The following is a 26914-nucleotide window of genomic DNA, read 5'->3' as shown; positions in this document are numbered from 1 at the left end:
AGCTGCGGTGAGTGTCGATTGTAATTAAGATGGGCGCATGTTTCTTCCAGCCAAGGTGCCAACCGTGAGCGTGAACAACCCTCTTCTGCAGTCCTACGACCTGCCGCCGTTCTCCACGATCCGTGCCGAACACGTGCTGCCAGCCATCGAAACGATCCTGGCCGACAACCGCGCCGCCATCGCCGAAATCCTCAAGACCCAAGGCCAGAATCCGACGTGGGCCGGCCTGGTGCTGGCGATGGACGAACTCAACGATCGCCTCGGCGCTGCCTGGAGTCCGGTCAGCCACCTCAATGCCGTGTGCAACAGCGCCGAACTGCGCGAAGCCTACGAGTCGTGCCTGCCGGCCCTGAGCGCCTACTCCACCGAGATGGGCCAGAACCGCGAACTGTTCCAGGCCTATGAAGCGCTGGCCAACAGCCCGGAAGCCGCCGGTTTCGACGTGGCGCAAAAAACCATTCTGGAACACGCCCTGCGTGATTTCCGTCTGTCGGGTATCGACCTGCCGGAAGCCGAACAGAAGCGCTACGCCGAAGTGCAGAGCAAGCTGTCCGAGCTGGGCAGCCGCTTCTCCAACCAACTGCTCGACGCCACACAAGCCTGGACCAAGCACGTCACTGAGGAGGCTGCCCTCGCCGGCCTGACTGATTCGGCCAAGGCGCAAATGGCTGCCGCCGCGCAGGCCAAAGGTCTCGATGGCTGGCTGATCACCCTGGAATTCCCGAGCTACTACGCGGTGATGACCTATGCCCAGGATCGCGCGCTGCGTGAAGAAGTCTATGCCGCCTACTGCACCCGTGCGTCGGACCAAGGCCCGAACGCCGGGCAGAATGACAACGGCCCGGTGATGGAAGAGATCCTCGACCTGCGTCAGGAGCTGGCAAAACTCTTGGGCTTCGCCAGTTTCTCCGAGCTGAGCCTGGCCACGAAAATGGCCGAGTCCAGTGATCAGGTGCTGAGCTTCCTGCGCGACTTGGCCAAGCGCAGCAAGCCGTTCGCTGCGCAGGACCTGCAGCAGCTGCGCGCCTACGCCGCCGAACAGGGCTGCGCCGATCTGCAAAGCTGGGACAGCGGTTTCTACGGGGAAAAACTCCGCGAGCAACGCTACAGCGTCGCTCAGGAAACCCTGCGTGCGTACTTCCCGATCGATAAAGTCCTCGGCGGTCTGTTCGCTATCGTCCAGCGTCTGTACGGCATCGAAATCGCCGAACTGAAAGGCTTCGACACCTGGCACCCGGACGTGCGCCTGTTCGAAATCAAGGAAAACGGCCAGCACGTCGGCCGCTTCTTCTTCGATCTCTACGCCCGCGCCAACAAGCGTGGCGGTGCGTGGATGGACGGCGCCCGCGACCGCCGCCGTACCGCTGACGGCGTGCTGCAAAGCCCGGTGGCCAACCTGGTGTGCAACTTCACCCCGGCAGACAGCGGCAAGCCTGCGCTGCTGACCCACGATGAAGTGACCACCCTGTTCCACGAATTCGGTCACGGCCTGCATCACCTGCTGACCCGCGTTGATCACGCAGGTGTCTCGGGGATCAACGGCGTGGCGTGGGATGCGGTCGAGCTGCCAAGCCAGTTCATGGAAAACTGGTGCTGGGAGCCGGAAGGCCTGGCGCTGATCTCCGGTCATTACGAAACCGGCGAGCCGCTGCCACAGGACCTGCTGGAGAAAATGCTCGCGGCGAAAAACTTCCAGTCCGGGCTGATGATGGTGCGGCAGTTGGAGTTCTCGCTGTTCGACTTCGAGCTGCACGCCACCCACGGTGATGGCCGCAGCGTGGCGCAAGTGCTGGAAGGCGTGCGCGACGAGGTGTCGGTGATGCGTCCACCGGCGTACAACCGCTTCCCCAACAGCTTCGCGCACATCTTCGCCGGCGGTTACGCCGCGGGTTACTACAGCTACAAGTGGGCGGAAGTGCTGTCAGCCGATGCCTTCTCCAGGTTCGAAGAAGACGGCGTGCTCAACGCCGAGACCGGGCGCGCCTTCCGCGAAGCGATTCTCGCGCGTGGCGGCTCGCAGGCACCGATGGTGCTGTTCGTCGACTTCCGTGGCCGTGAGCCATCGATTGACGCACTCTTGCGCCATAGCGGCCTGAGTGAGGACGCAGCAGCATGAGTGAGGCACCTGTGATTACCAAGAAGCGCTTTATCGCCGGGGCTGTCTGCCCGGCGTGCAGCGAGCCGGACAAACTGATGATGTGGAACGAGGACAGCGTGCCGCACCGTGAGTGCGTGGCCTGCGGTTACTCGGATACGCTGAACGAGCAAGGGCTGTCGGTTCCCAAGGAACTGGGCACGCGGGTCAATACCAGCGCGCTCAAGCCGGCGCCGGACAAGACCGTCCAGGCCGTGCAGTTCTTTCCGAATCCGAAGCTGAAGAAAAAGTCCGAAGACTGAGCCGACGCATGACCCTCCACGGTGCAATGCCGTGGAGGGTGCGGCTTACTTGAGGTTGACCGACTGGAACCAGCTCTTCATCGAGCAGGTGGCAAAGGCACTGGTGCTGCAGTCGCCGTTGGCCAGCGCGGTGCGCAGTTTGTCGACATCGGCTTGCATCACATAACGCACGCCATCCTTGAAATGGCCGCTTTCACCAAAACCACCCTGCGTCATTTCATTCAGCGCGTCTTCCTTGCTCCAGCCCTGCACCACAATCCGGTACATCGCCGCCATCAGGCCGGTGCGGTCGGAGCCATGTTTGCAATGCATCAGCACCGGTCCATTGGCTTCGGCAGCCTGAATCGCGCGCAGCGTCTTGAGCACATCGGCGTCATCGACATGGTTGGTGCGATAAGGCAGTTGCACTTGATTGATGCCCGGCTCGGACAGCCAGCTGCTGTCAGCTTCCGGCAGGAAGTTGATCACCGTCGCCACTTTCAGGTTCTTCAGCAACGGCACTGCGCCGCCATCCGGCAAGGCGCTGCGGTAGAGGGTTGGCGACATCTGGAACAGGTTGTACTGCACTTCAACCGGTTGCGCCCATTCAGGGGGACGCGATGTTGCAGCGGCGTCAGCCTGGGCCGGCATCAAGTGCAACAAGGCAACAAGCGACAAACACAAAGCAGGGAAAAGGCGCACTCGAGACATGCTGGGCTGACCGTATCGGAATTCATCAATGAAAGGCCTCGCAGCTTCCACGTCTGACGGTCAAAGCCCTGTGAGGCACTTGTCAAAGAATCGTGAATCCGTGCGATTTCATTGAGCACTCAGGTAAAAAACCGCAGCTTTTTCCGCTGAATCGGTTCAACCCGATGCATAGCCTGCTACCATTTGTCACACGATGTTGCAGGCGTCCCCCTTTTCCCGGTCAACCACCGGGCCACGCCGCGACGAAAAAATGCTCACGCCGTTCGCAGAAACGGCGGACAACCATCAATGCCTGATGAGGTGCACCCCCATGTCTGACGCAGATCGAGACAACCCGCGGCGTGAGTTCTTGCGCAAATCCCTGACCCTGATTCCCGTGTTCACCCTCGCCGGTAGCGGTCTGGGCAGCAGCGTGTTGCAAGCGGCGCCTGAAGCGGCCCCGTCGACGCCCGCAGCCACACCGGCCAAAGCTGACGCCAGCGCTTATCAGCCGAGCTATTTCACCGCCGAGGAATGGGCCTTCATCAACGCCGCCGTGGCACACCTCATCCCCAATGACGAGCAAGGCCCGGGGGCTCTGGAAGCCGGCGTGCCGGAATACATCGACCGCCAGATGAACACCCCGTATGCCGCCGGTGCCCTGTGGTACATGCAAGGCCCGTTCAACGCCGACGCCGCGCCGGAGATGGGCTGGCAGAGCAAACTGGTGCCAAAAGAGATCTATCGCCTGGGCATCGCTGCCACGGATCAGTGGGCAAAATCCCTCAACGGTAAAACATTTGCTGAGCAAGACAGCGCTACCCGAGAAGATTTGCTCAAGCAGCTCGAAGCCGGCAAACCACAGTTCGATGCGGTTCCAGCGAAGATTTTCTTCAGCCTGCTGCTGCAAAACACCAAGGAAGGGTTCTTCTGCGACCCGATCCACGGCGGCAATAAAGGCATGGTCGGCTGGACCATGATCGGCTTCCCCGGCGCCCGCGCCGATTTCATGGATTGGGTGGAACGCAACGAGCAATACCCCTTCCCGGCAGTTTCGATTCGCGGCGAGAGGGCTTGAGCATGGCAACCGTAATGAAGAAGGTCGACGCAGTGATCGTCGGTTTCGGCTGGACTGGCGCGATCATGGCCAAGGAGCTGACCGAGGCCGGGCTCAACGTGCTGGCGCTGGAGCGCGGGCCGATGCAGGACACCTACCCCGACGGCAACTATCCACAGGTGATCGACGAACTCACCTACAGCGTGCGGAAAAAACTCTTTCAGGACATCTCGAAAGAAACCGTCACCATCCGCCACAGCGTCAACGATATCGCCCTGCCGAATCGCCAGTTGGGTGCGTTTCTGCCGGGCAATGGCGTCGGCGGCGCCGGTTTGCACTGGTCGGGCGTGCACTTTCGCGTCGATCCGATCGAGCTACGCATGCGCAGCCACTACGAAGAGCGTTACGGCAAAAGTTTCATCCCCAAGGACATGACCATCCAGGACTTCGGCGTCAGCTATGAAGAGCTGGAGCCGTTCTTCGATTTCGCCGAGAAGGTCTTCGGCACCTCCGGCCAGGCCTGGACCGTGAAGGGCCAACTGGTCGGTCAGGGCAAGGGCGGTAACCCTTACGCACCGGATCGCTCCAATCCGTTCCCGCTGGAAGCGCAGAAGAATACGGTTTCCGCACAGCTGTTCGGCAAAGCGGCGACAGAGGTCGGTTACAAACCCTACAACCTGCCCTCCGCGAATACCTCAGGCCCGTACACCAATCCCTACGGCGCACAGATGGGCCCGTGCAACTTCTGCGGGTTCTGCAGCGGTTACGTTTGCTACATGTACTCCAAGGCCTCTCCGAACGTGAACATTCTGCCGGCGCTCAAGCCACTGCCGAATTTCGAGCTGCGGCCCAACTCGCATGTGCTGCGGGTCAACCTCGACAGCACCAAGTCCAAGGCCACCGGCGTGACGTACATCGACGGCCAGGGCCGCGAGATCGAGCAGCCGGCGGACCTGGTGATCCTCGGCGCCTTCCAGCTGCACAACGTGCGCCTGATGCTGCTCTCGGGCATCGGCAAGCCGTACGACCCGATCAGCGGCGAAGGCGTGGTCGGGCGCAACTTCGCCTACCAGAACATGGCGACCATCAAGGCGTTCTTCGACAAGGACACCCACACCAACAACTTCATCGGCGCCGGCGGCAACGGCGTGGCGCTGGACGATTTCAACGCCGACAACTTCGACCACGGCCCGCATGGCTTCGTCGGTGGCTCGCCAATGTGGGTCAACCAGGCGGGCAGCCGCCCGATTGCCGGCACCTCGAACCCGCCCGGCACCCCGGCCTGGGGCAGCCAGTGGAAACGCGCGACCGCCGATTACTACACCCACCAGGTGTCGATGGATGCCCACGGCGCGCATCAGTCCTACCGTGGCAACTACCTCGATCTGGATCCGGTGTACCGCGATGCCTACGGCTTGCCGCTGCTGCGCATGACCTTCGACTGGCAGGAAAACGACATCAAGATGAACCGCTTCATGGTCGAGAAAATGGGCAAGGTCGCTCAAGCCATGGGCCCGAAAGCCATCGCGGTGATCGGCAAGCAGGTCGGTGATCATTTCAACACCGCGGCCTACCAGACCACCCACCTCAACGGTGGCGCAATCATGGGCACCGATCCGAAGAAGAGTGCCCTGAACCGTTATCTGCAGAGCTGGGAAGTGCACAACGTATTCGTGCCAGGTGCGTCGGCGTTCCCGCAAGGCTTGGGTTACAACCCGACCGGGCTGGTGGCGGCGTTGACCTACTGGTCGGCCAAGGCGATTCGTGAGCAATACCTGAAAAACCCCGGCCCGCTGGTTCAGGCATAAGGAGCGATGACCATGAAAAATCTTGTTATCGCCATCTTGGCGCTGCTCGGCAGCACGGCTGTACACGCCGCCGACGATGATCAGGCGTTGATCAAACAAGGCGAATACCTCGCCCGCGCGGGTGACTGCGTGGCCTGCCACACCGCCAAGGGCGGCAAGCCGTTCGCCGGCGGCCTGCCGATGGAAACCCCGATCGGCACGATCTACTCGACCAACATCACCCCGGACAAAACCGGTGTCGGCGATTACAGCTTTGAGGACTTCGACAAAGCCGTGCGCCATGGCGTGGCGAAAAACGGCAGTACCTTGTACCCGGCGATGCCGTATCCGTCCTACGCCCGTGTCAGCGAAACCGACATGCAGGCGCTGTACGCCTACTTCATGCACGGCGTCGAACCGGTGGCGCAGGAGAACAAGGCCAGCGACATCCCATGGCCGCTGAGCATGCGCTGGCCGCTGATGGGCTGGCGCTGGCTGTTCGCGCCGAAGGTCGAGGACTACAAGGCAACCTCGGATGATCCGGTGATCGATCGCGGCGCCTACCTGGTCGAAGGCCTCGGCCATTGCGGCGCCTGCCATACGCCACGGGCGCTGACCATGCAGGAAAAATCCCTGAGCGCGGCGGACGGCAAGAACTTCCTCGCCGGCAGTGCGCCGCTGGAAGGCTGGATCGCGAAAAGTCTGCGCGGTGATCACAAGGATGGCCTGGGCAGCTGGAGCGAAGAGCAGCTGGTGCAATTCCTCAAGACCGGTCGCAGCGACCGCAGTGCAGTGTTCGGCGGCATGAGCGATGTGGTCACCCACAGCATGCAATACATGACCGACGCCGACCTGACCGCGATCGCCCGCTACCTCAAGTCGCTGCCGGCCAATGATCCTGCCGATCAGCCGCACCAGTACGATGAGAAAGCGGCCAAAGCCCTGTGGAACGGCGACGACAGCCAGCGTGGCGCAGCGGTGTACATCGATAACTGCGCGGCCTGCCACCGTACCGACGGCCATGGCTACACCCGTGTGTTCCCGGCGCTCGCGGGCAATCCGGTGCTGCAATCGGAAGACCCGACCTCGCTGATCCACATCGTGCTCAAGGGCGGTACCTTGCCGGCGACGCACACGGCACCCTCGACCTTCACCATGCCGGGTTTCGCCTGGCGGTTGTCGGATCAGGAAGTGGCGGATGTGGTGAGTTTCATCCGTGGCAGTTGGGGCAACAAAGGGGCGCCGGTGAAAGCCGCTGACGTCGCCGAGTTGCGTAAGGAGGATATGAAGCACACCTCCGGCGATGACCTCGGTCAGGTCACGCAACACAACTGACCAGTCGCCCGACGGCACTAGCCAGATGAGCAACGCCCCGATACTGTATATGCACACAGTATCGGGGCGTTTTCATGTCTACTCCATTGCCACCGCGCGGCCGCGGCACCGCGACCAACCCGCACAACCGCTTTGCGCCGAACCGTTCGGTGGCCGAGGACGACGGCTGGTATCAGGAAGTGCCCGAAACGCAGAACACCGAGGTGATGATCGAAACCGCGAAAACCATCATTACCCGCAACACCTCGCCGGACCTGCCCTTCGATCGCTCGATCAATCCCTATCGCGGCTGCGAGCACGGTTGCATCTATTGCTATGCGCGACCCAGCCACGCCTATTGGGACATGTCGCCGGGGCTGGATTTCGAAACCCGACTGATCGCCAAGACCAACGCCGCTCAGGTGCTTGAGGAACAGTTGAGCAAACGCGGTTACCAATGCGCGCCGATCAATCTTGGCTCCAACACCGATCCGTATCAGCCCATCGAGCGCGAGCACAGGATCACCCGGCAGACCCTTGAAGTGCTTCTGCGCTACCGGCACCCGGTGACCATTGTCACCAAAGGTTCGCTGATTCTGCGCGACCTCGACCTGCTCACCGAGCTGGCGCAGCAACGGCTGGTGGCGGTGATGATCAGCCTGACCACGCTGGACGATGAACTCAAACGCATCCTCGAACCCCGTGCCGCTGCACCGAAAGCACGGCTGCGGGCGATCCGGGTGATGCGCGAAGCAGGCATTCCCGTGGGGGTGCTGTGTTCGCCGATGATTCCGATGATCAACGACAGCGAAATCGAAAGCCTGCTGACCGAGGCACATGCCGCCGGTGCACAAAGTGCCGCCTATATGATGCTGCGCCTGCCGCTGGAAGTGGCGCCGCTGTTCGAGGAATGGCTGCAGGCGCACTATCCGCAGCGTGCGGCCCATGTCCTGAGCCTGATCCGCCAGAGCCGAGGCGGCGAACTCTACGACAGCCGTTTCGGCGCGAGAATGCGCGGCGAGGGACCGTTCGCCGACCTGCTGGCGCAACGTTTCGCCAAAGCCATTAAACGTCTCGGTTTAAACCATCGTGAGGGCTATAACCTCGACTGCACGGCCTTCTGTCCGCCAGGGGCACAAATGGCTCTGCTGTAGGCAGAGCGCAAAACAATAAAAAATCGCTTGATGGAGTCTGGCTCCATCAAGCGATTATTTAGAACTACTGGCTTCGGAGAAGCTGTTACTTGAACCAGTTACTGATCCAGTCGACGATGCGGCGGGCGGTATTCTTGATGTTTTCCAAAGCGTTTTTCACCCACTCGACAAACTGCTCAACAATATTGCTGACCCAGAAATAGATCTCGTTGTATAACTTGCTGAAAAACGCCATGATCTGGTCCGACACAGAAAGGATTGCCCCCTGAGTCGCCGGATACTTTTCACCAATATCAATAGCCTTATCGAACATATCATCGATCATTTTGTTGGAAGATTCTTTCTGCGCTGCACGCTTCTCCTCCATACGCTTCCTGAACTCCTCGCTGGCAGCGTCACCACCACCGCTTTCCTTGAACCGCTCGGTGTCCGCGGTGATCTGATTCTGAATTTCATTGGTGTTAACGGCACCGTTTCTTTGCGAATCTTCTTTCAAGCCTTCAACTGCCGCGGCTTCTTCCGGGGTCAGCGAAGTGAGCGCAGAAACGGTTGGATAAACCGGTTTGGCCAGAACTTGGCGGCGCGCCCCAGGCGTATGATCGCAACTTGCCTTATGAAATTCGCGCAGTGCATTCATGGTAGTAACAAAAGTAGTTTGAGTTGTCATCTTTTCAATCCTTGAATAATTAATTAGACGGACACACCAATTATGCCCGCCCAAAAAACTATAGGAATAAAACGATTGAGCCACAACAACTTAGTCATTTCAAAATAATAAAGTCGACTACAAACAGAACAACTAACATGAGACTCAAGCCAACTAATACTAACTTCCTCCTCATTATCAAATGACATAGATAAAAAATTCTTCAGCTTGATCGCGCAGCCTTCTGTCCGCCGGGTCGCCACATGTCGTTGATTCAGCGACAATCGGCTTATGGTTGAGGGTTGGAATCCTTGCGTCGAAACACGCCAGTCACGTTTTTTGTGACCTGGAACACACGTTCTAGAGCGCTTGATTCAGTTTGAGTTAAGTTTCGGCAGCTACCTTGTTCATCGAGTGACTGACGGGTCGGGATGGCCCGGATGTTTTAAACAGCCACTGGCTTCATACCGGAATACACGGGAACGACTCCCCGAATCCGCCAAAGAGGATGAATCATGAGTGACAAGGATAAACAGCCGTTGGCTGCGTCGGCGCAAGCCGTCCCTGGGGCGGAATCCGCCGATGCAGCGCTGCGAACGATCGTTGACGGCTTTTTGCATTTTCATCATGAGGTCTTCCCGCAGCAGGAAGAACTCTTCAAGAAACTCGCCACGGCGCAATCGCCACGGGCGATGTTCATCACCTGCGCCGACTCGCGCATCGTGCCCGAGCTGATCACCCAGAGTTCGCCAGGCGATCTGTTCGTGACCCGTAACGTCGGCAACGTCGTGCCGCCTTACGGCCAGATGAACGGTGGCGTTTCCACTGCCATCGAATACGCGGTACTAGCGCTGGGCGTGCAACACATCATCATCTGCGGCCACTCCGATTGCGGTGCCATGCGCGCAGTGCTCAATCCGGACAGCCTGGAAAAAATGCCGACGGTCAAAGCCTGGTTGCGCCACGCCGAAGTGGCAAAAACCATGGTGCACGAAAACTGTAACTGCACCGACGAAAAAGAAAGCATGCCGATCCTCACCGAGGAGAACGTCATCGCCCAACTGCAGCACTTGCGTACCCATCCTTCAGTAGCCTCACGCATGGCGAACGGTCAGCTGTTCATCCATGGCTGGGTCTACAACATCGAAACCAGTGAAATCAAAGCTTACGACGCGGATCAGGGACGCTTCCTGCCGCTCGACGGCAGCCATCCGATTCCGGTGGCGACGCCCAAAGCGCGCTTCTAAATCCTCCTAAAAATCTGTGTGGCTTGATGCCGGCCGCTGTTTCAGCGGTTCGGCGAAGCCATGCCTGAAGAAAACTTCGGGAGAGTCACCATGCGTGCTGCTCAATTGAAAGCGGTGTTGCCACGGGAGCTGCTGGCTTCGGTGGTTGTGTTTCTGGTCGCGCTGCCGCTGTGCATGGGTATCGCGATTGCTTCCGGGTTGCCACCGGCCAAAGGCCTGATCACCGGGATCATCGGTGGTCTGGTGGTCGGTTGGCTGGCGGGTTCACCGTTGCAGGTCAGCGGGCCGGCGGCAGGTCTGGCGGTGTTGGTGTTCGAGTTGGTGCGCCAGCACGGGATCGAGATGCTCGGGCCGATTCTGCTGCTCGCCGGGTTCCTGCAACTGGTGGCCGGGCGCCTGAAGCTCGGGTGCTGGTTTCGGGTCACGGCGCCAGCGGTGGTCTACGGTATGCTCGCCGGGATCGGCGTGCTGATCGTTCTGTCGCAGGTGCATGTGATGCTCGATGCCAAGCCACAACCGTCCGGGCTGGATAACCTGACGGCGTTCCCCGGAGCGGTGGCGCAGGCCTTGCCGTCGTTCGGCTGGCAGGCCGGCTTGCTCGGGTTGGCAACCATTGCGGTGATGTGGCTGTGGGAGAAATTTCGCCCGCATTCGCTGCGCTTCATTCCCGGTGCGCTGCTCGGCGTCGGTCTGGCTACGGGCGCAAGCCTGCTGTTGGCGTTGCAGGTTAAACGGGTCGAGGTGCCGGAGAATCTGGCCGAGGCCATCGACTGGCTGAAACCGGCGGACTTGCTCAGCCTCGCTGATCCCACCCTGCTGATTGCGGCTTTTGCCGTGGCGTTCATCGCCAGCGCCGAAACGCTGCTGTCCGCCGCAGCGGTGGATCGCATGCACAACGGCGTGCGCTCGGACTTCGACCGTGAGCTGTCGGCGCAAGGTGTCGGCAACATGCTCTGCGGTCTGCTCGGTGCGCTGCCGATGACCGGGGTGATCGTGCGCAGCTCGGCCAACGTCCAGGCCGGTGCAACCACCCGTTACTCGACGATCTTCCATGGTCTGTGGCTACTGGCGTTCGTGCTGTTGCTGTCGAGCGTGCTGCAAAGCATTCCGGTGGCGAGCCTGGCAGGCGTATTGGTGTACACCGGGTTCAAACTGGTGGACCTCAAGGCCTTTCGTGGTCTGGGCCGTTACGGGCGGATGCCGATGTTCACCTATGCCGCCACGGCGCTGGCGATCATCTTCACCGACCTGCTGACCGGTGTGTTGATCGGTTTCGGTTTGACGATGTTGAAACTGGCGTTCAAGGCTTCGCGATTGAAGATCAGCCTGATCGATCTGCCGCAGGACGGCGAGATGGAGTTGCGTCTGATCGGTGCGGCGACCTTCCTCAAAGTGCCGGCGTTGACGCAAGTGCTGGGCAGTATTCCGCAAGGCACGACGGTGCATGTGCCGCTCAATAACCTGAGCTACATCGACCATTCGTGTCTGGAGTTGCTGGAAGAGTGGGGCCGGGCGAATGCGGCGAAGGGGTCGAAGCTGTTGATCGAGTCGCGCGGGTTGAAGCGACGGTTGGAGGGGCGGGTTCGGACAAACACCGGGATCGGTGCGGCTGGCTAAATCACCCGCTTGCAAAGAAACCCTGTGGGAGGGGGCTTGCTCCCGAAGGCGGTGGATCAGTCGATATTGATATTGACTGACCCACCGCCTTCGGGAGCAAGCCCCCTCCCACAATTGGGATTTGTACCGGGCTTTGAATCAGGCAGCAGGCTGGTCCAGCTCCAGGCCCACACCCAAGCGACGGCCCATGCACGGCCAGCGCTTCCACGCAGCACCGGTATCCGGGCTGATCAGTTTGTCGCGGTAGGCCTCTACCGATTCCAGCGCAAAACTATCGTCGTCGAGCATCTTGTCGATGGCGTGATGCACCACTTCGTCCAGTTGATTGGCAAATTCCTCACCGAGCAATTGGTGAGCAATCAGGTTGGCGACCGTCATGTCCAAGGGGATCAATGGCTGGCCGAGGTGTTTGATGTACAGGTCGTTGACCTCTTCAACAAAGCGGTGCGCCAGATAGGCTTCATCCAGCAGGCTGTCCAGGCCGACCGGCGGCTGGAGGAAGTACTGCTCGGCGATTTTCAGCACCGGCTTGATCTGCGACTCGATTCCCGCTTCCCTGGCAACTTCATTGGCTGCGTCCAGCATGTCTGGTACTTCATCGATATAGGCGGTGACAAAACTCGTCAACGCGTCTTCGCGGTTAGCGTCCGGCAACTGAATGGCCGAATGCAGATGAGGCAACTTGGCTTCCAGCTGACGCTTGAGCCGTCCGGTTTCGTTTTCGGTCTGTCGGGCTTTTTGGATCTGCTCGCGCAATGCGGCGGTGTTCATGAAAACTCCAGGGAACAAGGCAATGAAATAGGGAAGACATAACTTAGCTGGCTTACGAAAAATGCTAAGACGCATTTGTCATAATTATTTCATCCTTGATGCAGCAGCGTTATATCGGTTCGCCACCACTCGTCTGCATCCTTCTCCATTCGTACCCTTGAGCGCAAGCCCCGGCTGTTTCAGATCATTTACGCGTCGACATTGCAATTCCCGGTGGCTGTCTATACTCGCCATTGAATGGAGTTAGCTGATGACGCCCGACTGCCCACGCAGCAAGGCCCGGCGATTCAAGTTCGTAGTCTGATGCAGCCGCTCCCTTGCCGAAGGCGTTGCGCCTACGGGATAACAAGAACGATAAGGGGAACCCGCAATGATGCGACATCCACACGTCTGGATGGGCCTCCTGTTGTGGTCGATTTTCAGCCCGGCTCAAGCGGCCTGGACTGTGAATATGGCGCCTGGAGCGACTGAAATCAGTCACGCAGTATTCGACCTGCACATGACCATTTTCTGGATCTGTGTGGTGATCGGGATCATCGTCTTCGGCGCCATGTTCTGGTCGATGATCGTGCATCGTCGCTCGACCGGGCAGGTCGCCGCAAAATTCCACGAAAGTACCACCGTCGAGATTCTCTGGACTGTCGTGCCGCTGCTGATCCTGGTGGCGATGGCGGTTCCGGCGACCGCTACCCTGATCCGCATGTACGACACCAGTGAGCCGGATATCGATATCCAGATCACCGGCTATCAGTGGAAGTGGCACTACAAATACCTCGGTCAGGATGTCGAGTTCTTCAGCAACCTGGCCACCCCCGCCGAACAGATCCACAACAAGGAAGCCAAGGGCGAGCACTACCTGCTCGAAGTCGACAAGCCGCTGGTGCTGCCGGTCGGCGCCAAGGTGCGCTTCCTCGTGACTTCCGCCGACGTGATCCACTCGTGGTGGGTGCCGGCCTTTGCGGTCAAGCGCGATGCGATCCCCGGGTTCGTCAACGAAGCCTGGACCCGCATCGACAAGCCCGGCATCTACCGCGGGCAGTGCGCCGAATTGTGCGGCAAGGATCACGGCTTCATGCCGATCGTGGTCGACGTCAAAGAGAAGCCCGATTACGACAAATGGCTGGCCGACCGCAAAGCCGAAGCCGCGCAGCTCAAGGAGCTGACCAGCAAGGAATGGACCCTCGACGAACTCAAGGAACGCGGCGACAAGATTTATCACACCACTTGCGTGGCCTGTCACCAGGCCGAAGGCCAGGGCCTGCCGCCGATGTTCCCGGCGCTCAAGGGCTCACCGATTGCCACCGGGCCCAAAGCCGACCACCTGCACCGCGTGTACTTCGGCAAACCCGGCACCGCCATGGCGGCGTTCGGCAAGCAGTTGTCGGAAGTCGATATCGCAGCGGTGGTGACCTACGAACGTAACGCCTGGGGCAACAACAAGGGCGACATGGTCACGCCAAAAGAAGTGCTTGAGCTCAAACAGGCGGAAAGCAAATGAGCCGGTCTATCGCGTATTTCGTGAACCGGCCGGGGCAACGCGCCCTGGCCAGCCCCGTCCACTCACGTAAAGGAGACCGGCCATGAGCGCTGTAATCGATGACCACGGTCATGCCGACCACGCCCACGGCCCCGCCAAAGGCCTGATGCGCTGGGTGCTGACCACCAACCACAAGGACATCGGTACGCTGTACCTGTGGTTTGCGTTCTGCATGTTCCTGCTCGGCGGCACGTTCGCCATGGTGATTCGCGCCGAGCTGTTCCAGCCCGGGCTGCAGATCGTCGAACCGGCGTTCTTCAACCAGATGACCACCATGCACGGCCTGGTGATGGTCTTCGGCGCGGTAATGCCGGCGTTCGTCGGCCTCGCCAACTGGATGATCCCGTTGATGATCGGCGCGCCGGACATGGCCCTGCCACGGATGAACAACTTCAGCTTCTGGCTGCTGCCGGCGGCGTTCCTGCTGCTGGTCTCGACCCTGTTCACCGCCGGTGGCGGGCCGAACTTCGGCTGGACGTTCTATGCGCCGCTGTCCACGACTTATGCGCCGGAAAGCGTCACCTACTTCATCTTCGCCATCCACCTGATGGGGATCAGTTCGATCATGGGCGCGATCAACGTGATCGCCACCATCCTCAACCTGCGCGCCCCCGGCATGACCCTGATGAAAATGCCGCTGTTCGTCTGGACCTGGCTGATCACCGCGTTCCTGCTGATCGCGGTGATGCCGGTACTGGCCGGGTGCGTGACGATGATGCTGATGGACATCCACTTCGGCACGAGTTTCTTCAGTGCCGCCGGTGGCGGTGACCCGGTGCTGTTCCAGCACGTGTTCTGGTTCTTCGGCCACCCCGAGGTCTACATCATGATCCTGCCGGCCTTCGGCGCCGTCAGCCAGATCATCCCGACCTTCTCGCGCAAGCCGCTGTTCGGCTACACCTCGATGGTCTACGCCACGGCGAGCATCGCGTTCCTGTCGTTCATCGTCTGGGCGCACCACATGTTCGTGGTCGGCATCCCACTGGTGGGCGAGTTGTTCTTCATGTATGCGACCATGCTCATCGCCGTGCCGACCGGGGTGAAGGTGTTCAACTGGGCCAGCACCATGTGGCAAGGCTCGCTGACTTTCGAGACGCCGATGCTGTTCGCCGTAGCGTTTGTGATCCTGTTTTCCATCGGCGGTTTTTCCGGGCTGATGCTGGCCATCGCCCCGGCGGACTTCCAGTACCAGGACACCTACTTCGTGGTCGCGCACTTTCACTACGTGCTGGTGCCGGGGGCGATCTTCGGGATCTTTGCCTCGGCCTATTACTGGCTGCCGAAGTGGACCGGGCACATGTACGACGAAACCCTCGGCAAGCTGCACTTCTGGCTGTCGTTCGTCGGCATGAACCTGACCTTCTTCCCGATGCACTTCGTGGGATTGGCGGGGATGCCGCGACGGATTCCGGACTACAACCTGCAGTTCGCCGACTTCAACATGGTTTCCTCGATCGGCGCGTTCATGTTCGGCGCCACGCAGATCTTCTTCCTGTTCATCGTGATCAAGACCATTCGCGGCGGCCCGCCAGCGCCGGCCAAACCGTGGGACGGCGCCGAAGGTCTGGAGTGGAGCGTGCCGTCACCGGCGCCGTATCACACCTTTACCACGCCGCCGGAAGTGAAATGAAACGCCTTGCCTTTGTGGGAGGGGGCTTGCTCCCGAATGCGTCAGATCATTCCACTCATGGGTTGAATGATGAATTGCATTCGCGAGCAAGCCCGCTCCCACAGGGGATCTCGGTGGAGGCTGACAAACATGGCTGACTCGATCTCGCTGAAAAAACTGGTCACCCGCCTGCTCGGTGTGGTGGTGGCAATGTTTGTTTTCGGTTTTGCCCTGGTGCCGATCTACGACGTGATGTGCAAGGCCTTCGGCATCAATGGCAAAACCGCAGGGCAGTACGAGGGCGAGCAGATGGTGGACAGCTCGCGCCAGGTGCGCGTGCAGTTCCTGTCGACCAACAACATCGACATGCCGTGGGAGTTCTACCCCAAGCACGACGAGCTGACCGCCAACCCCGGCGCGGTCAACGAGATGATTTTCATCGCGCGCAATCCCACCGACAAACCCATGAGTGCGCAAGCTGTGCCGAGCATCGCACCCAGCAACGCCGCGGCGTATTTCCACAAGACCGAATGCTTTTGCTTCACACAGCAGGTGCTGCAGCCCGGTCAGCAGATCGAGATGCCGGTGCGTTTCATCGTTGACCGCGACATGCCCAAGGACGTGAAGCACCTGACGCTGTCCTACACGCTGTTCGATATCACCGCCCGTCATCCACCGGTGGCTGCAAACACTGGCGGTTAAGCGTGCCCGATAAGGAGAACAATAAATGGCAACTCATGAGCACTATTACGTTCCGGCCCAGAGTAAATGGCCGATCATCGCCACCTTCGGCATGGTCATCACCGTGTACGGCCTGGCGACCTGGTTCAACGATCTGAAGGCCGCGCGCCCGGAATCCCACGGCCCGTACATCTTTTTCGTCGGCGGGCTGCTGCTGGCGTACATGCTGTTCGGCTGGTTCGGGGCGGTGATCAAGGAAAGTCGTGCCGGGCTGTACAGCCCGCAGCTCGACCGCTCGTTCCGCTGGGGCATGAGTTGGTTCATCTTCTCCGAGGTGATGTTCTTCGTCGCTTTCTTCGGTGCGCTGTTCTACGTGCGGCACATCTCCGGCCCGGCGCTGGGTGGCGAAGGCCCGAAAGGCATCGCGCACATGCTCTGGCCGAACTTCCAGTTCACCTGGCCGCTGCTGCACACCCCGGACCCGAAACTGTTCCCGCCGCCCAGGGAAGTCATCAGCCCGTGGGGCCTGCCGCTGATCAACACGATCCTGCTGGTCAGCTCCAGCGTGACCATCACCATCGCCCACCATGCCTTGAAAAAGGGCCATCGCGGCGCACTGAAAATCTGGCTGGCGATCACCGTGCTGCTGGGCTGCGGCTTCCTCGCCTTGCAGGCCGAGGAATACATGCACGCCTACCACGAACTCGGCCTGACCCTGGGTTCGGGCATCTATGGTGCGACGTTCTTCATGCTCACCGGTTTCCACGGCGCGCACGTGACCATCGGCACGATCATTCTGTTCGTGATGCTGATGCGCATCATGAAGGGCCATTTCGATGCCGAGCATCAGTTCGGCTTCGAGGCGGCGAGCTGGTATTGGCACTTCGTCGATGTGGTGTGGATCGGTTTGTTCGTCTTCGTTTACGTGCTCTGAGCACTGATCACCAAGGCGCGTGCGACACCAGTTGGCCGCTGTAGAAGCCCCAGGCGATCAAGCCGACGGTGGCCGCGGCCAATGCCACCCGAACACTCAAGGCGATCACCAGGCGATTGGAGCTGCTGTCGTCCTTGACCAGGAAAAACAGGCCGCTGAACAGGCTGATCACCGTGGCAATCAGCAGCAGGACGATGGCTGCTTTGAGCATGGGAAGACTCCGGGGGACAGGCGATGCAGTTGAGTATAGCGAGCGCGACGACTGACTTTATGGCGCGGCCATGAAGCGCTTCCGTCCGGGCGTGATACCGACCGTGGTGGTGGCGCTGCTGCTGCCGCTGCTGGTGTCGCTGGGTTTCTGGCAACTGGGCCGGGGGGCGGAGAAAACCGCCCTGCTCGCCACTTACGCCGAGCGCCGCGCCGCCGAGCCGATGGCCAGCAGCGAATTGCTGCACAGCGCCGACCCGGCCTTTCGCCGTGTGCATCTGTACGGCCAGTTCGATGGCGCCCACAGCCTGCTGCTCGACAACCGCCAGCGCAACGGCAAGGTCGGTATCGAGCTGCTGCAGCCGTTTCAGGATCGGGCCACCGGCCAGTGGCTGCTGGTCAATCGCGGCTGGCTGCCATGGCCGGATCGCCGGGTGACGCCGCAATTCGCAACCCCCACCGACGCGGTCAACCTGGATGCCTGGGTCTACGTCGCCCCCGGCGCGACCTTCCAGTTGCACGCCGACCCGGCCAGCAGCACCTGGCCGCAAACGATCACCGCCGTCGAGCCGTCGAAGCTGTGGAAAACCCTCGAACGCGACGGCTTCGCCTACGAACTTCGTGCCGAACCCGGCCCCGCCAGCTATGAGGCCGACTGGCCGGTCGTCGCCATGGGCCCGGAAAAACACCTTGGATACGCCGTGCAGTGGTTCGCCATGGCCACCGCCCTGCTCGGCCTCTACCTCTACCTTGGATTGCACAACGCAAAGGAGAAAACCCATGGGAACGGCCATGAATCCACCCAGCATGTCTGAGGCGAAAACCCCGGCTACCCGCCGCCGTGGACGGATCCAGCTGTTGCTGATTGTGCTCGGCGTGGTCGGCCCAATGATTCTCGCCACCGGCATGTACAAATTGCAGTTCTGGGTGCCGGAAGGTCGCAGCTATCACGGCGAACTGATCGGCAACGGCCAGACCCGCGCCGACCTCGGCGTGCAGGCCGACGAACAGCGCTGGCAGATGCTGGTGACCGCGCCGAAGGATTGCGCGGTGGACTGCCAGCAACTGGTGTACCTCGCCCGGCAGATCCAGATCGGCCTCGGCCGCGATGCCGGGCGCGCCAGCCACGCCCTCGCCGCTGCACAGCCGCTGAGCGCCGACTACGAAGCCAAGCTGACCCGCGAATACCCGCAGCTGCAACGCTACCCGCTGGACAGCGCAGCGTTGAGCAAGGCCACCGGCGACAAGGCCACGCCGCAGCTGTGGATCATCGACCCCCACGGCAACCTGGTGCTGCGCTACGACCCGAGTGTGAAGGGCAAGGATCTGCTCAACGACCTGCGCCACCTGCTGAAACTGTCGAACATCGGATAAGGGCATCGTCATGGCCAAACCTGGATTTCGCCTCGCGCTGTTTGCCACCCTGCTGGCACTGATCGTCGTGCTGCTCGGCGCCTACACCCGCCTGACCCATGCCGGCCTCGGCTGTCCGGACTGGCCGGGCTGCTACGGCTTTATCAGCGTGCCGAAAAGCGAAGCCCAACTGGCCCATGCCGAACTGCATTACCCCGACTCGCCGGTGGTGGCGCACAAGGGCTGGAACGAGATGATCCACCGTTACTTCGCCGGCACCCTCGGCCTGCTGATTGCGATTTTGGCCGGGCGTGCCTGGGTCAATCGTGGTCATCCGGGCCAGCCGCTGAAACTGCCGCTGTTTCTGCTGGCGGTGGTGTTCGCCCAAGCGGCGTTCGGCATGTGGACGGTGACGCTCAAGCTCTGGCCGCAAGTGGTCACCGGGCATTTGCTCGGCGGTTTTGCGACCTTGAGTCTGTTGTTTTTGCTGACGTTGCGATTGTCCGGCGTGCTGCCGGCGTTGACCGTGCCCAAGCGCTTGCAGTATTGGGCGACGGCAGGGCTGTTGCTGGTGATCGGTCAGATTGCCCTCGGCGGCTGGGTCAGCTCCAACTACGCGGCGGTGGCCTGCATCGACTTCCCGACCTGTCACGGTCAATGGCTGCCACCGGCGGACTTTGCCAACGGCTTTCACCTGACCCAGCACATCGGCCCCAATTATCTCGGCGGCCAACTCGACAGCGATGCACGCACAGCGATTCACCTGACCCACCGCATCGGTGCGCTGCTGGTGACGATCGTCCTGCTCGGTCTGGCCTGGCAACTCAGGGCTGTCGGCATGACGCGTTTGGCCGGGCTAGTCGTCATTGCCCTCGGCGCACAGATCACCCTCGGCATCAGCAACGTGCTGTTCCATCTGCCGCTGCCGGTGGCCGTGGCCCACAACGCCGGTGGCGCCGCGCTACTGCTGAGCATGGTGCTGGTCAATTATCACGCGCGCACCAGTCTGGTCCGGGTCAAACAGCCGATGTTGGCGCGCTGGCGTCTGAGCCCGCGTAAACATTCGGCTGCGCCCATCACGATAAAAGGAGAAACGCCATGGCGCTTCTGATCGGCGAACGTCCCGCGCAAGCGCTGTGGCGTGACTATCTGGAGCTGACCAAGCCGAAAGTGGTGGTGCTGATGCTGATCACCTCGCTGGTCGGCATGTTCCTCGCGACCCGCGCCGGGGTGCCGTGGACGGTGCTGGTGTTCGGCAATCTGGGGATTGCGTTGTGTGCTGGCGGCGCGGCGGCGGTCAACCATGTGGTCGACCGGCGCATCGATGCGGTGATGGCGCGCACCCACAAACGGCCGTTGGCCGAGGGCCGGGTTTCACCAGCAGCGGCGCTGACCTTTGCGCTGGTGCTGGCGCTGCTCGGGCAGGCGATGCTGCTGACGTTCACCAATGCGCTGACCGCGTGGCTGACTCTCGCTTCGTTACTCGGCTACGCGGTGATCTATACCGGCTTCCTCAAACGTGCGACGCCACAGAATATCGTCATTGGCGGCCTGGCCGGCGCTGCCCCACCGCTGCTCGGCTGGACTGCCGCCACCGGCCATGTCAGCGCCGAACCGTTGCTGCTGGTGCTGATCATCTTCGCCTGGACCCCGCCGCATTTCTGGGCGCTGGCGATCCATCGCAAGGAGGAGTACGCCAAGGCCGACATCCCGATGCTGCCGGTGACCCACGGCGAGCACTACACCAAAGTGCACATTCTGCTGTACACCTTCGCCCTGCTCGCGGTGAGTCTGCTGCCGTACGTGATCCACATGAGCGGCGTGCTCTACCTCATCTGCGCCCTCGCGCTGGGCGCAAGGTTTCTGCAATGGGCCGTGGTGCTGTACCGTGGCACTCGGCCGCACGCGGCGATCAATACCTTCAAGTACTCTATTTATTACTTGTTCCTGTTGTTCATCGCCCTGCTCGTAGACCACTACTTACTGTTGAACCTATGACTCGAACCCAGAAAACCGTCTTCATCCTCGTCGCCGTGATCGCGCTGATCCTGGGACTGACCGTCAACAAAGTGCTGAGTGGCAAGGGCCAGGGCGACCCCACCGCGCTGATCGACGCCGGTATCATCCTGCTGCCGCAGAGCCGCACGTTGCCGGGCGTGACCATGACCAATCAGGACGGCCAACCGGTCGCCATCGACGAGTTGAAAGGCAAGTGGAGCCTGCTGTTCTTCGGCTACACCTTCTGCCCGGACATCTGCCCGACCACCCTCGCCCAGCTGCGCCAGATCAAGAGCGAGTTGCCCAAGGATGCTGTGGATAAGTTGCAGATCGTGCTGGTCAGTGTCGACCCGAACCGCGACAACCCGCAGCAGTTGAAGCAGTACCTGGGCTACTTCGATCCACAGTTCGTGGGCCTGACTCCGAAGTCGATCGAAGAACTGCAGAAGGTCGCGAATGCGGTGAGTATTCCGTTCATTCCGGCCGATACCAGCAAACCGAATTACACCGTCGACCATAGCGGCAATCTGGCGGTGATCGGGCCGGATGGGACGCAGCGCGGGTTTATTCGTGCGCCGTTGAACAACGCCAAACTGGTTGCGCAGCTGCCAGTAATGCTCAACCGTAAATAGCCAAGATCAAAAGCCACCCCTCACCCTAACCCTCTCCCGTAGGGAGAGGGGACTGACCGAGGGATGCTGACGCAATACGCCGACCTGTAAGTCCTTTGCCGAATCCATAATCGACCCAATCTTTCAGGTCGATGTACAACGCAAGACACCTCGGTCGGCGCCCTCTCCCTCCGGGAGGGCTGGGGTGAGGGGCGAATACACAGCAGGTCCAAAACCGAACACTCGGCCACAAAAAAAGGGGACGCCATTGGCGTCCCCTTTTCATTGCAGCTATCTGTATCAGAACGCCGGCAATACCGCGCCTTTGTACTTCTCGGTAATGAATTGCTTCACTTCCGGGCTGTGCAGCGCAGCCGCCAGTTTCTGCATCGCGTCGCTGTCCTTGTTGTCCGCACGGGACACCAGGATGTTGACGTACGGCGAGTCGTTGCCTTCGATCACCAGCGCATCCTTGGACGGGTCGAGTTTGGCTTCCAGCGCGTAGTTGGTGTTGATCAGCGCCAGATCGACCTGGGTCAGCACGCGCGGGATGGTCGCGGCTTCCAGTTCACGGATTTTCAGGTCTTTCGGGTTCTGCGCGATGTCTTTCGGGGTCGACAGAATGTTGGTCGGATCCTTCAGGGTGATCAGGCCAGCCTTGGCCAGCAGCAACAGCGCACGGCCGCCGTTGGTGGCATCGTTCGGGATCACCACGTTGGCGCCGCTTGGCAGATCCTTCAGATCCTTGATCTTGTTCGAGTAGGCGCCCAGCGGCTCCAGATGCACGCCGGTCACCGCCACCAGGTTGGTGCCCTTGGCCTTGTTGAACTCATCAAGGTATGGCTGGTGCTGGAAGAAGTTGGCGTCCAGGCGCTTTTCAGCCACCTGCACGTTCGGCTGAATGTAGTCGGTGAAGACCTTGACCTTCAGATCCACGCCTTCTTTGGCCAGGGCCGGCTTCACGAATTCGAGGATTTCCGCGTGCGGCACCGGGGTGGCGGCAACGGTCAGGGTTTCGGCGTGGGCCGAAAAAGCGGCTACGGCAGCGAAAGCAGCGATCAGTTTTTTCATTCAGCTAACTCCTTATGAGGCGCCCGTCTGGCGCCTGCCAGCGAATGGCCGGCTCATCTCTTGATTACAAAAAACCGGTTATTTGCGCGAGAAATGCACGACCAGACGGTCGCCGACCATTTGCAGCACTTGTACCAGAATCAACAGCAACACCACGGTAACGATCATCACGTCAGTCTGGAAACGCTGGTAACCGAAACGGATCGCCAGATCCCCCAGACCACCGGCACCGACCACACCGGCCATTGCCGTGTAGGACACCAGAGTAATCGCGGTCACCGTAATCGCTGCGAAGATGCCCGGACGGGCCTCCGGCAGCAAGGCGTTCATGATGATCTGCCGGGTGGTCGCGCCCATCGACTGGGTGGCTTCGATGATGCCGCGATCGACTTCACGCAGGGCGGTTTCTACCAGACGCGCGAAGAACGGCGTCGCACCCACCACCAACGGCGGAATCGCACCGGCCACGCCCAGCGAAGTGCCGGTGATCAGCACGGTGAACGGAATCATCACGATCAGCAGAATGATGAACGGCAACGAACGCAGGATGTTCACCGCCAACGACATGAAGGCGTAGAGGCCACGACTTTCCAGCAACTGACGCGGACTGCAGAGGAACAGCAACACGCCCAAAGGCAAGCCGAGCAACACGGTGAACAGCAGCGATCCGCCAAGCATCAGCATGGTGTCGCCGGTGGCCAGCCAGATTTCGTACCAGTCGATATTGGTGAAGAAACTCATCAGGGCTTCCATTAACGCAGCACCTCCATGTGAACGTCAGCGGCGGTGAAGCGAGCGAATGCCGCTTCCATGTCGCCACCGGTGACGGCGAGGGTCAATTGCCCGTAAGGAATGTCTTTGATGCGGTCGATGCGACCGGCGAGGATGCTGTAGTCGACCCCGGTTTCCCGGGCAACGGTACCGAGCAACGGCGCGTAGGTTGCTTCGCCCTGGAAGGTCAGACGCACGATGCGACCCGGCACGTGAGCGAAGTCATCGCGCTGTTCACTTTCGTCGATCTGCTCGCTTTCCTGGACGAAACGCTTGGTGGTCGGGTGCTGCGGATGCAGGAATACATCAGCCACCGAGCCCTGCTCGACGATCACCCCGGCATCCATCACTGCCACCTGATCGCAGACGCGACGGATCACGTCCATCTCGTGGGTGATCAGGACGATGGTCAGCTTCAGTTCACGATTGATCTCGGCCAGCAGTTGCAGAACCGACGCGGTGGTCTGCGGGTCAAGGGCGCTGGTGGCCTCGTCGCACAGCAGAATTTTCGGCTTGGTCGCCAGGGCGCGGGCGATGCCGACGCGCTGTTTCTGGCCGCCGGACAATTGTGCCGGGTACTTCTTGGCGTGATCGGACAGACCGACCCGGGCCAGCAACTCGGCGACACGCTGATTGATCTCGCTGCTCGACAGCTCGCCGGCCAGGGTCAGCGGCAGCGCAACGTTGTCGGCCACGGTCTTGGAGGCGAGCAGGTTGAAGTGCTGGAAGATCATCCCGACCTGCTGGCGGAAGCGGCGCAGGCCGTTGGCGTCCAGCGCGGTGACTTCTTCGCCGTCGACGATGATCTTGCCGCCGCTGGAATCTTCCAGGCGATTGATCAGACGCAGCAGGGTACTTTTGCCCGCACCGGAATGGCCGATCAGGCCGAAGACCTGACCGTTTTCAATCGAAAGACTGGTCGGGTGCAGGGCGGGGATGTCCTTACCGGCGACGCGGTAAGTTTTGTGGACGTTTTGAAACTCGATCACGTAGCGAACCTTGTGGGGCGCGTTAGAAAAGGATCAGCGGTTAGCCGGGCGCGCATTTTAGCCTGTCCGTATAGAGGTTCTTAGCATTTATTTCGCAATTAACCTTCGATTTGGCAATAACAAGATCAAAGGTCATAAAAAAGGAACGCCCGTTCCCGCTCATTGGTCACTAGTTAAGCGACTTGAAACCCTGGGTAACCGTGCCCGGAAACGCTCAAGAGTCCCCGTTGAAACGGGGTCAACCGAGGAGTTTACGTCTGATGAGCAGCAAGAAACCTACGACCGACAAAAGCCAGCTGGCCGGAACCGATACCAAGGATCGCGCCAACACCAACGCCAAACTCGACAGCCTGGAGAAATTTCGCTCCGACGCTACCGGCCAGGCCCTGCGTACCAACCAAGGGGTGAAGGTCGCCGATAACCAGAACACCCTCAAGGCCGGCCCGCGTGGGCCGTCGTTGCTGGAAGACTTCATCATGCGTGAGAAAATCACGCACTTTGACCACGAACGCATTCCGGAGCGCATTGTTCACGCGCGCGGCACTGGCGCGCATGGTTTCTTTCAGGCCTACGAGAACCATTCGACACTGACCAAGGCCGGCTTCCTACAGGATCCGGGCAAAAAGACTCCGGTGTTCGTACGTTTTTCCACCGTGCAGGGGCCGCGCGGTTCCGGTGACACCGTGCGCGACGTGCGCGGTTTCGCGGTGAAGTTCTTCACCGACGAGGGCAACTTCGATCTGGTCGGCAATAACATGCCGGTGTTTTTCATTCAGGACGCGATCAAGTTTCCCGACTTCGTCCACGCGGTGAAACCCGAGCCGCACAACGAAATCCCCACTGGCGGCTCGGCCCACGATACGTTCTGGGACTTCGTCTCGCTGGTACCGGAATCGGCGCACATGGTGATCTGGGCGATGTCCGACCGGGCAATCCCGAAAAGCCTGCGCAGCATGCAGGGCTTTGGCGTGCACACCTTCCGCCTGGTCAACGCCGAGGGCAAATCGCGCTTCGTCAAATTCCACTGGCGCCCAACCGCCGGCACCTGCTCGCTGGTGTGGGACGAGGCGCAGAAGCTCGCCGGTAAAGACACCGACTACCACCGTCGCGACCTCTGGGAAGCCATCGAGATGGGCGACTACCCGGAATGGGAGCTGGGCGTACAGATCATCGAGGAGGAAAACGAACACGACTTCGATTTCGACATCCTCGACCCGACCAAGCTGATCCCCGAAGAAATCGTGCCGATCACCCCGCTGGGCAAGATGACCCTGAACCGTAACCCGGACAACTTCTTTGCCGAGACAGAGCAGGTCGCATTCTGCCCCGGCCACATCGTGCCGGGGATCGACTTTTCCAACGATCCTCTGCTGCAAGGCCGGCTGTTTTCCTACACCGATACGCAGATCAGCCGACTCGGTGGGCCGAACTTTCATGAGCTGCCGATCAACCGCCCGGTCGCGCCATTCCATAACGGCCAGCGCGACGCGCAGCACCGCACGGTGATCGACAAGGGTCGCGCGTCCTACGAGCCGAACTCGATTGATGGCGGCTGGCCGAAAGAGACTCCGCCAGCCGCGCAGGACGGCGGCTTCGAGAGCTACCCGGAACGCATCGATGCGAACAAAATCCGCCAGCGTAGCGAGTCGTTCAGCGATCATTTCTCCCAGGCGCGGCTGTTCTTCAACAGCATGAGTGAGCACGAGAAGGAACATATCATTGCCGCCTACAGCTTCGAGCTGGGCAAGGTCGAACGCGAGTTCATCCGTGCACGGCAGGTGAACGAGATTCTCGCCAACATCGACCTGGAATTGGCCAAACGTGTGGCGGCCAACCTCGGATTGCCAGCGCCAGGCAAAGGCACGGTCGAGGTGCGTAAAACCTCGTTCGATCATTCGCCAGCGCTGAGTCAGGCGAATCTGCTGCCAGAGGACATCAAAACCCGCAAAGTGGCGATTCTTGCCGCTAACGGCGTCGATGGTGCAGCGATTGATGCGATGAAAAAGGCCTTGGAAGCAGAAGGTGCGCACGCCAAGCTGCTCGGCCCGACTTCGGCACCGGTGAAGACTGCCGACGGCAAAGCCCTGCCGGTGGACGCATCCATGGAAGGTATGCCTTCAGTGATCTTCGATGCGGTGTTCGTGCCGGGTGGTGCGGCGTCGATCAAGGCGTTGAGTGGCGACGGCGTGGCGCTGCATTACCTGCTGGAAGCCTACAAGCACCTCAAGGCGATTGCGCTGCACGGCGAGGCCAAGCAGTTGCAGGATCTACTGAAGCTGGAAGCGGATGCAGGACTGCTGCAGGGCAAGGATGTGCCGGGGTTGACCAAGCCGTTCTTCGCGGCGATCGGGCAGCATCGGGTCTGGGCGCGGGAGCCTAAGGCCAAGGCCATTCCAGCTTAAGTTCTTGGCTGGCTGAGAGGACGCTTTCGCGAGCAAGCCCGCTCCCACAGGGTTCACGCTGTACCTGTGGGAGCGAGCCTGCTCGCGAAGCT

General features: G+C 60.6%; 25 protein-coding genes. 18 read left to right on the top strand and 7 right to left on the bottom strand.

Translation table 11 applies throughout. The annotated features are described in order from the left end of the window. Positions 1 to 37 precede the first annotated feature (37 nt). Complete coding sequence (prlC, locus tag E4T63_RS00460; RefSeq protein WP_167797057.1) at positions 38 to 2116, top strand: oligopeptidase A; 2079 nt, start codon at positions 38 to 40, stop codon at positions 2114 to 2116. After that, on the top strand, positions 2113 to 2397 hold the full coding sequence (locus tag E4T63_RS00455; protein ID WP_007962808.1) for a YheV family putative zinc ribbon protein: 285 nt from the start codon (positions 2113 to 2115) through the stop codon (positions 2395 to 2397). The genes prlC and E4T63_RS00455 overlap by 4 nt, the downstream gene beginning before the upstream one ends. Before the next feature lie 45 nt (positions 2398 to 2442). Here E4T63_RS00455 and E4T63_RS00450 read toward each other — a convergent pair whose 3' ends face one another. Then, on the bottom strand, positions 2443 to 3087 hold the full coding sequence (locus E4T63_RS00450) for a dual specificity protein phosphatase family protein (protein ID WP_027610212.1): 645 nt from the start codon (positions 3085 to 3087) through the stop codon (positions 2443 to 2445). 310 nt (positions 3088 to 3397) lie between these two features. Between E4T63_RS00450 and E4T63_RS00445 the strand changes: the two genes are divergently transcribed. The 4 genes from E4T63_RS00445 to E4T63_RS00430 all read left to right on the top strand — a co-directional run bounded on the left by E4T63_RS00445 (position 3398) and on the right by E4T63_RS00430 (position 8378). Continuing rightward, complete coding sequence (locus tag E4T63_RS00445) at positions 3398 to 4144, top strand: gluconate 2-dehydrogenase subunit 3 family protein (RefSeq protein ID WP_135294673.1); 747 nt, start codon at positions 3398 to 3400, stop codon at positions 4142 to 4144. 2 nt (positions 4145 to 4146) lie between these two features. After that, the gene (locus E4T63_RS00440) at positions 4147 to 5931 is read left to right on the top strand and encodes a GMC family oxidoreductase (protein WP_135294672.1); all 1785 of its coding nucleotides are present in this window, start codon (positions 4147 to 4149) and stop codon (positions 5929 to 5931) included. Between the two features lie 12 nt (positions 5932 to 5943). Beyond that, a complete protein-coding gene (locus E4T63_RS00435) occupies positions 5944 to 7245 on the top strand; it encodes a c-type cytochrome (RefSeq protein ID WP_135294671.1) in 1302 nt (433 codons plus the stop codon). Positions 7246 to 7319: 74 nt separating this feature from the next. Then, a complete protein-coding gene (locus tag E4T63_RS00430; protein ID WP_134785099.1) occupies positions 7320 to 8378 on the top strand; it encodes a PA0069 family radical SAM protein in 1059 nt (352 codons plus the stop codon). An 85-nt stretch (positions 8379 to 8463) separates the two neighbouring features. On the opposite strand, the gene E4T63_RS00425 is transcribed toward E4T63_RS00430, so the two are convergent. Beyond that, the gene (locus tag E4T63_RS00425; RefSeq protein ID WP_134785098.1) at positions 8464 to 9045 is read right to left on the bottom strand and encodes a hypothetical protein; all 582 of its coding nucleotides are present in this window, start codon (positions 9043 to 9045) and stop codon (positions 8464 to 8466) included. A gap of 494 nt (positions 9046 to 9539) precedes the next feature. On the opposite strand from E4T63_RS00425, the gene E4T63_RS00420 reads away from it, so the two are divergent. Together E4T63_RS00420 and E4T63_RS00415 are read left to right on the top strand one after the other, a co-directional pair. Continuing rightward, positions 9540 to 10271, top strand: a complete 732-nt coding sequence (locus E4T63_RS00420) for a carbonic anhydrase (protein ID WP_098966495.1) — start codon at positions 9540 to 9542, stop codon at positions 10269 to 10271. 90 nt (positions 10272 to 10361) lie between these two features. Beyond that, a complete protein-coding gene (locus tag E4T63_RS00415; RefSeq protein ID WP_135294670.1) occupies positions 10362 to 11888 on the top strand; it encodes a SulP family inorganic anion transporter in 1527 nt (508 codons plus the stop codon). 138 nt (positions 11889 to 12026) lie between these two features. Here the strand turns inward: E4T63_RS00415 and E4T63_RS00410 are convergent, their stop codons facing one another. Further along, a complete protein-coding gene (locus E4T63_RS00410) occupies positions 12027 to 12659 on the bottom strand; it encodes a hypothetical protein (protein ID WP_135294669.1) in 633 nt (210 codons plus the stop codon). A gap of 370 nt (positions 12660 to 13029) precedes the next feature. Between E4T63_RS00410 and coxB the strand changes: the two genes are divergently transcribed. The 4 genes from coxB (at position 13030) to E4T63_RS00390 (ending at position 17420) form a co-directional block, all read left to right on the top strand. Beyond that, on the top strand, positions 13030 to 14157 hold the full coding sequence (gene coxB / locus E4T63_RS00405; RefSeq protein WP_135294668.1) for a cytochrome c oxidase subunit II: 1128 nt from the start codon (positions 13030 to 13032) through the stop codon (positions 14155 to 14157). A gap of 82 nt (positions 14158 to 14239) precedes the next feature. Beyond that, positions 14240 to 15826: a cytochrome c oxidase subunit I gene (ctaD, locus tag E4T63_RS00400; RefSeq protein WP_007962785.1), complete on the top strand. Its 1587-nt coding sequence runs from the start codon at positions 14240 to 14242 to the stop codon at positions 15824 to 15826. Between the two features lie 129 nt (positions 15827 to 15955). After that, positions 15956 to 16507, top strand: coding sequence for a cytochrome c oxidase assembly protein (locus E4T63_RS00395; protein ID WP_123586030.1), 552 nt, complete (start codon positions 15956 to 15958; stop codon positions 16505 to 16507). 25 nt (positions 16508 to 16532) lie between these two features. Continuing rightward, complete coding sequence (locus tag E4T63_RS00390) at positions 16533 to 17420, top strand: cytochrome c oxidase subunit 3 (protein ID WP_098966490.1); 888 nt, start codon at positions 16533 to 16535, stop codon at positions 17418 to 17420. 7 nt (positions 17421 to 17427) lie between these two features. On the opposite strand, the gene E4T63_RS00385 is transcribed toward E4T63_RS00390, so the two are convergent. Next, positions 17428 to 17631: a twin transmembrane helix small protein gene (locus E4T63_RS00385; RefSeq protein ID WP_003220344.1), complete on the bottom strand. Its 204-nt coding sequence runs from the start codon at positions 17629 to 17631 to the stop codon at positions 17428 to 17430. Positions 17632 to 17701: 70 nt separating this feature from the next. Here E4T63_RS00385 and E4T63_RS00380 point away from each other — a divergent pair, with 70 nt between their 5' ends. Genes E4T63_RS00380 through E4T63_RS00360 form a run of 5 tightly spaced genes read left to right on the top strand, consistent with a single transcriptional unit; the run spans position 17702 to position 21610 of the window. Then, positions 17702 to 18442: an SURF1 family protein gene (locus E4T63_RS00380; protein WP_134785095.1), complete on the top strand. Its 741-nt coding sequence runs from the start codon at positions 17702 to 17704 to the stop codon at positions 18440 to 18442. Beyond that, complete coding sequence (locus tag E4T63_RS00375) at positions 18408 to 19001, top strand: hypothetical protein (protein WP_134785094.1); 594 nt, start codon at positions 18408 to 18410, stop codon at positions 18999 to 19001. Before E4T63_RS00380 ends, E4T63_RS00375 begins: the two co-directional genes overlap by 35 nt. A gap of 10 nt (positions 19002 to 19011) precedes the next feature. Then, complete coding sequence (locus E4T63_RS00370) at positions 19012 to 20091, top strand: COX15/CtaA family protein (RefSeq protein ID WP_135294667.1); 1080 nt, start codon at positions 19012 to 19014, stop codon at positions 20089 to 20091. After that, on the top strand, positions 20079 to 20978 hold the full coding sequence (gene cyoE, locus E4T63_RS00365; protein ID WP_003220336.1) for a heme o synthase: 900 nt from the start codon (positions 20079 to 20081) through the stop codon (positions 20976 to 20978). Before E4T63_RS00370 ends, cyoE begins: the two co-directional genes overlap by 13 nt. Then, positions 20975 to 21610 (top strand): SCO family protein, encoded by a 636-nt coding sequence (locus tag E4T63_RS00360; RefSeq protein WP_007962772.1) that lies wholly within the window; start codon positions 20975 to 20977, stop codon positions 21608 to 21610. The genes cyoE and E4T63_RS00360 overlap by 4 nt, the downstream gene beginning before the upstream one ends. 279 nt (positions 21611 to 21889) lie before the next feature. On the opposite strand, the gene E4T63_RS00355 is transcribed toward E4T63_RS00360, so the two are convergent. The 3 genes from E4T63_RS00355 to E4T63_RS00345 form a co-directional block, all read right to left on the bottom strand. Further along, positions 21890 to 22660, bottom strand: coding sequence for a MetQ/NlpA family ABC transporter substrate-binding protein (locus E4T63_RS00355; protein ID WP_135294666.1), 771 nt, complete (start codon positions 22658 to 22660; stop codon positions 21890 to 21892). Between the two features lie 78 nt (positions 22661 to 22738). Beyond that, positions 22739 to 23413 (bottom strand): methionine ABC transporter permease, encoded by a 675-nt coding sequence (locus E4T63_RS00350; RefSeq protein WP_003220331.1) that lies wholly within the window; start codon positions 23411 to 23413, stop codon positions 22739 to 22741. Continuing rightward, positions 23413 to 24420 carry a methionine ABC transporter ATP-binding protein gene (locus E4T63_RS00345; protein WP_027610230.1) on the bottom strand — a complete coding sequence of 336 codons (1008 nt, stop codon included), beginning with the start codon at positions 24418 to 24420 and terminating at the stop codon, positions 23413 to 23415. Before E4T63_RS00345 ends, E4T63_RS00350 begins: the two co-directional genes overlap by 1 nt. A gap of 260 nt (positions 24421 to 24680) precedes the next feature. On the opposite strand from E4T63_RS00345, the gene katE reads away from it, so the two are divergent. After that, positions 24681 to 26822, top strand: a complete 2142-nt coding sequence (gene katE, locus E4T63_RS00340) for a catalase HPII (RefSeq protein ID WP_135294665.1) — start codon at positions 24681 to 24683, stop codon at positions 26820 to 26822. Positions 26823 to 26914 lie beyond the last annotated feature (92 nt).

Origin of the sequence: Pseudomonas fluorescens, from assembly GCF_004683905.1 — a bacterium.
Taxonomy (GTDB): domain Bacteria; phylum Pseudomonadota; class Gammaproteobacteria; order Pseudomonadales; family Pseudomonadaceae; genus Aquipseudomonas; species Aquipseudomonas putida_A.
Note: the sequence above shows the minus strand (reverse complement) of the source record. Positions and strands in the feature narration are given on the sequence as shown.

Bases quoted from the DNA above. Each gene is read 5' to 3' on its own strand.
- prlC (WP_167797057.1), top strand. From the start codon at position 38: ATGTTTCTTCCAGCCAAGGTGCCAACCGTGAGCGTGAACAACCCTCTT.
- E4T63_RS00455 (WP_007962808.1), top strand. From the start codon at position 2,113: ATGAGTGAGGCACCTGTGATTACCAAGAAGCGCTTTATCGCCGGGGCT.
- E4T63_RS00450 (WP_027610212.1), bottom strand. From the start codon at position 3,087: ATGTCTCGAGTGCGCCTTTTCCCTGCTTTGTGTTTGTCGCTTGTTGCC.
- E4T63_RS00445 (WP_135294673.1), top strand. From the start codon at position 3,398: ATGTCTGACGCAGATCGAGACAACCCGCGGCGTGAGTTCTTGCGCAAA.
- E4T63_RS00440 (WP_135294672.1), top strand. From the start codon at position 4,147: ATGGCAACCGTAATGAAGAAGGTCGACGCAGTGATCGTCGGTTTCGGC.
- E4T63_RS00435 (WP_135294671.1), top strand. From the start codon at position 5,944: ATGAAAAATCTTGTTATCGCCATCTTGGCGCTGCTCGGCAGCACGGCT.
- E4T63_RS00430 (WP_134785099.1), top strand. From the start codon at position 7,320: ATGTCTACTCCATTGCCACCGCGCGGCCGCGGCACCGCGACCAACCCG.
- E4T63_RS00425 (WP_134785098.1), bottom strand. From the start codon at position 9,045: ATGACAACTCAAACTACTTTTGTTACTACCATGAATGCACTGCGCGAA.
- E4T63_RS00420 (WP_098966495.1), top strand. From the start codon at position 9,540: ATGAGTGACAAGGATAAACAGCCGTTGGCTGCGTCGGCGCAAGCCGTC.
- E4T63_RS00415 (WP_135294670.1), top strand. From the start codon at position 10,362: ATGCGTGCTGCTCAATTGAAAGCGGTGTTGCCACGGGAGCTGCTGGCT.
- E4T63_RS00410 (WP_135294669.1), bottom strand. From the start codon at position 12,659: ATGAACACCGCCGCATTGCGCGAGCAGATCCAAAAAGCCCGACAGACC.
- coxB (WP_135294668.1), top strand. From the start codon at position 13,030: ATGATGCGACATCCACACGTCTGGATGGGCCTCCTGTTGTGGTCGATT.
- ctaD (WP_007962785.1), top strand. From the start codon at position 14,240: ATGAGCGCTGTAATCGATGACCACGGTCATGCCGACCACGCCCACGGC.
- E4T63_RS00395 (WP_123586030.1), top strand. From the start codon at position 15,956: ATGGCTGACTCGATCTCGCTGAAAAAACTGGTCACCCGCCTGCTCGGT.
- E4T63_RS00390 (WP_098966490.1), top strand. From the start codon at position 16,533: ATGGCAACTCATGAGCACTATTACGTTCCGGCCCAGAGTAAATGGCCG.
- E4T63_RS00385 (WP_003220344.1), bottom strand. From the start codon at position 17,631: ATGCTCAAAGCAGCCATCGTCCTGCTGCTGATTGCCACGGTGATCAGC.
- E4T63_RS00380 (WP_134785095.1), top strand. From the start codon at position 17,702: ATGAAGCGCTTCCGTCCGGGCGTGATACCGACCGTGGTGGTGGCGCTG.
- E4T63_RS00375 (WP_134785094.1), top strand. From the start codon at position 18,408: ATGGGAACGGCCATGAATCCACCCAGCATGTCTGAGGCGAAAACCCCG.
- E4T63_RS00370 (WP_135294667.1), top strand. From the start codon at position 19,012: ATGGCCAAACCTGGATTTCGCCTCGCGCTGTTTGCCACCCTGCTGGCA.
- cyoE (WP_003220336.1), top strand. From the start codon at position 20,079: ATGGCGCTTCTGATCGGCGAACGTCCCGCGCAAGCGCTGTGGCGTGAC.
- E4T63_RS00360 (WP_007962772.1), top strand. From the start codon at position 20,975: ATGACTCGAACCCAGAAAACCGTCTTCATCCTCGTCGCCGTGATCGCG.
- E4T63_RS00355 (WP_135294666.1), bottom strand. From the start codon at position 22,660: ATGAAAAAACTGATCGCTGCTTTCGCTGCCGTAGCCGCTTTTTCGGCC.
- E4T63_RS00350 (WP_003220331.1), bottom strand. From the start codon at position 23,413: ATGGAAGCCCTGATGAGTTTCTTCACCAATATCGACTGGTACGAAATC.
- katE (WP_135294665.1), top strand. From the start codon at position 24,681: ATGAGCAGCAAGAAACCTACGACCGACAAAAGCCAGCTGGCCGGAACC.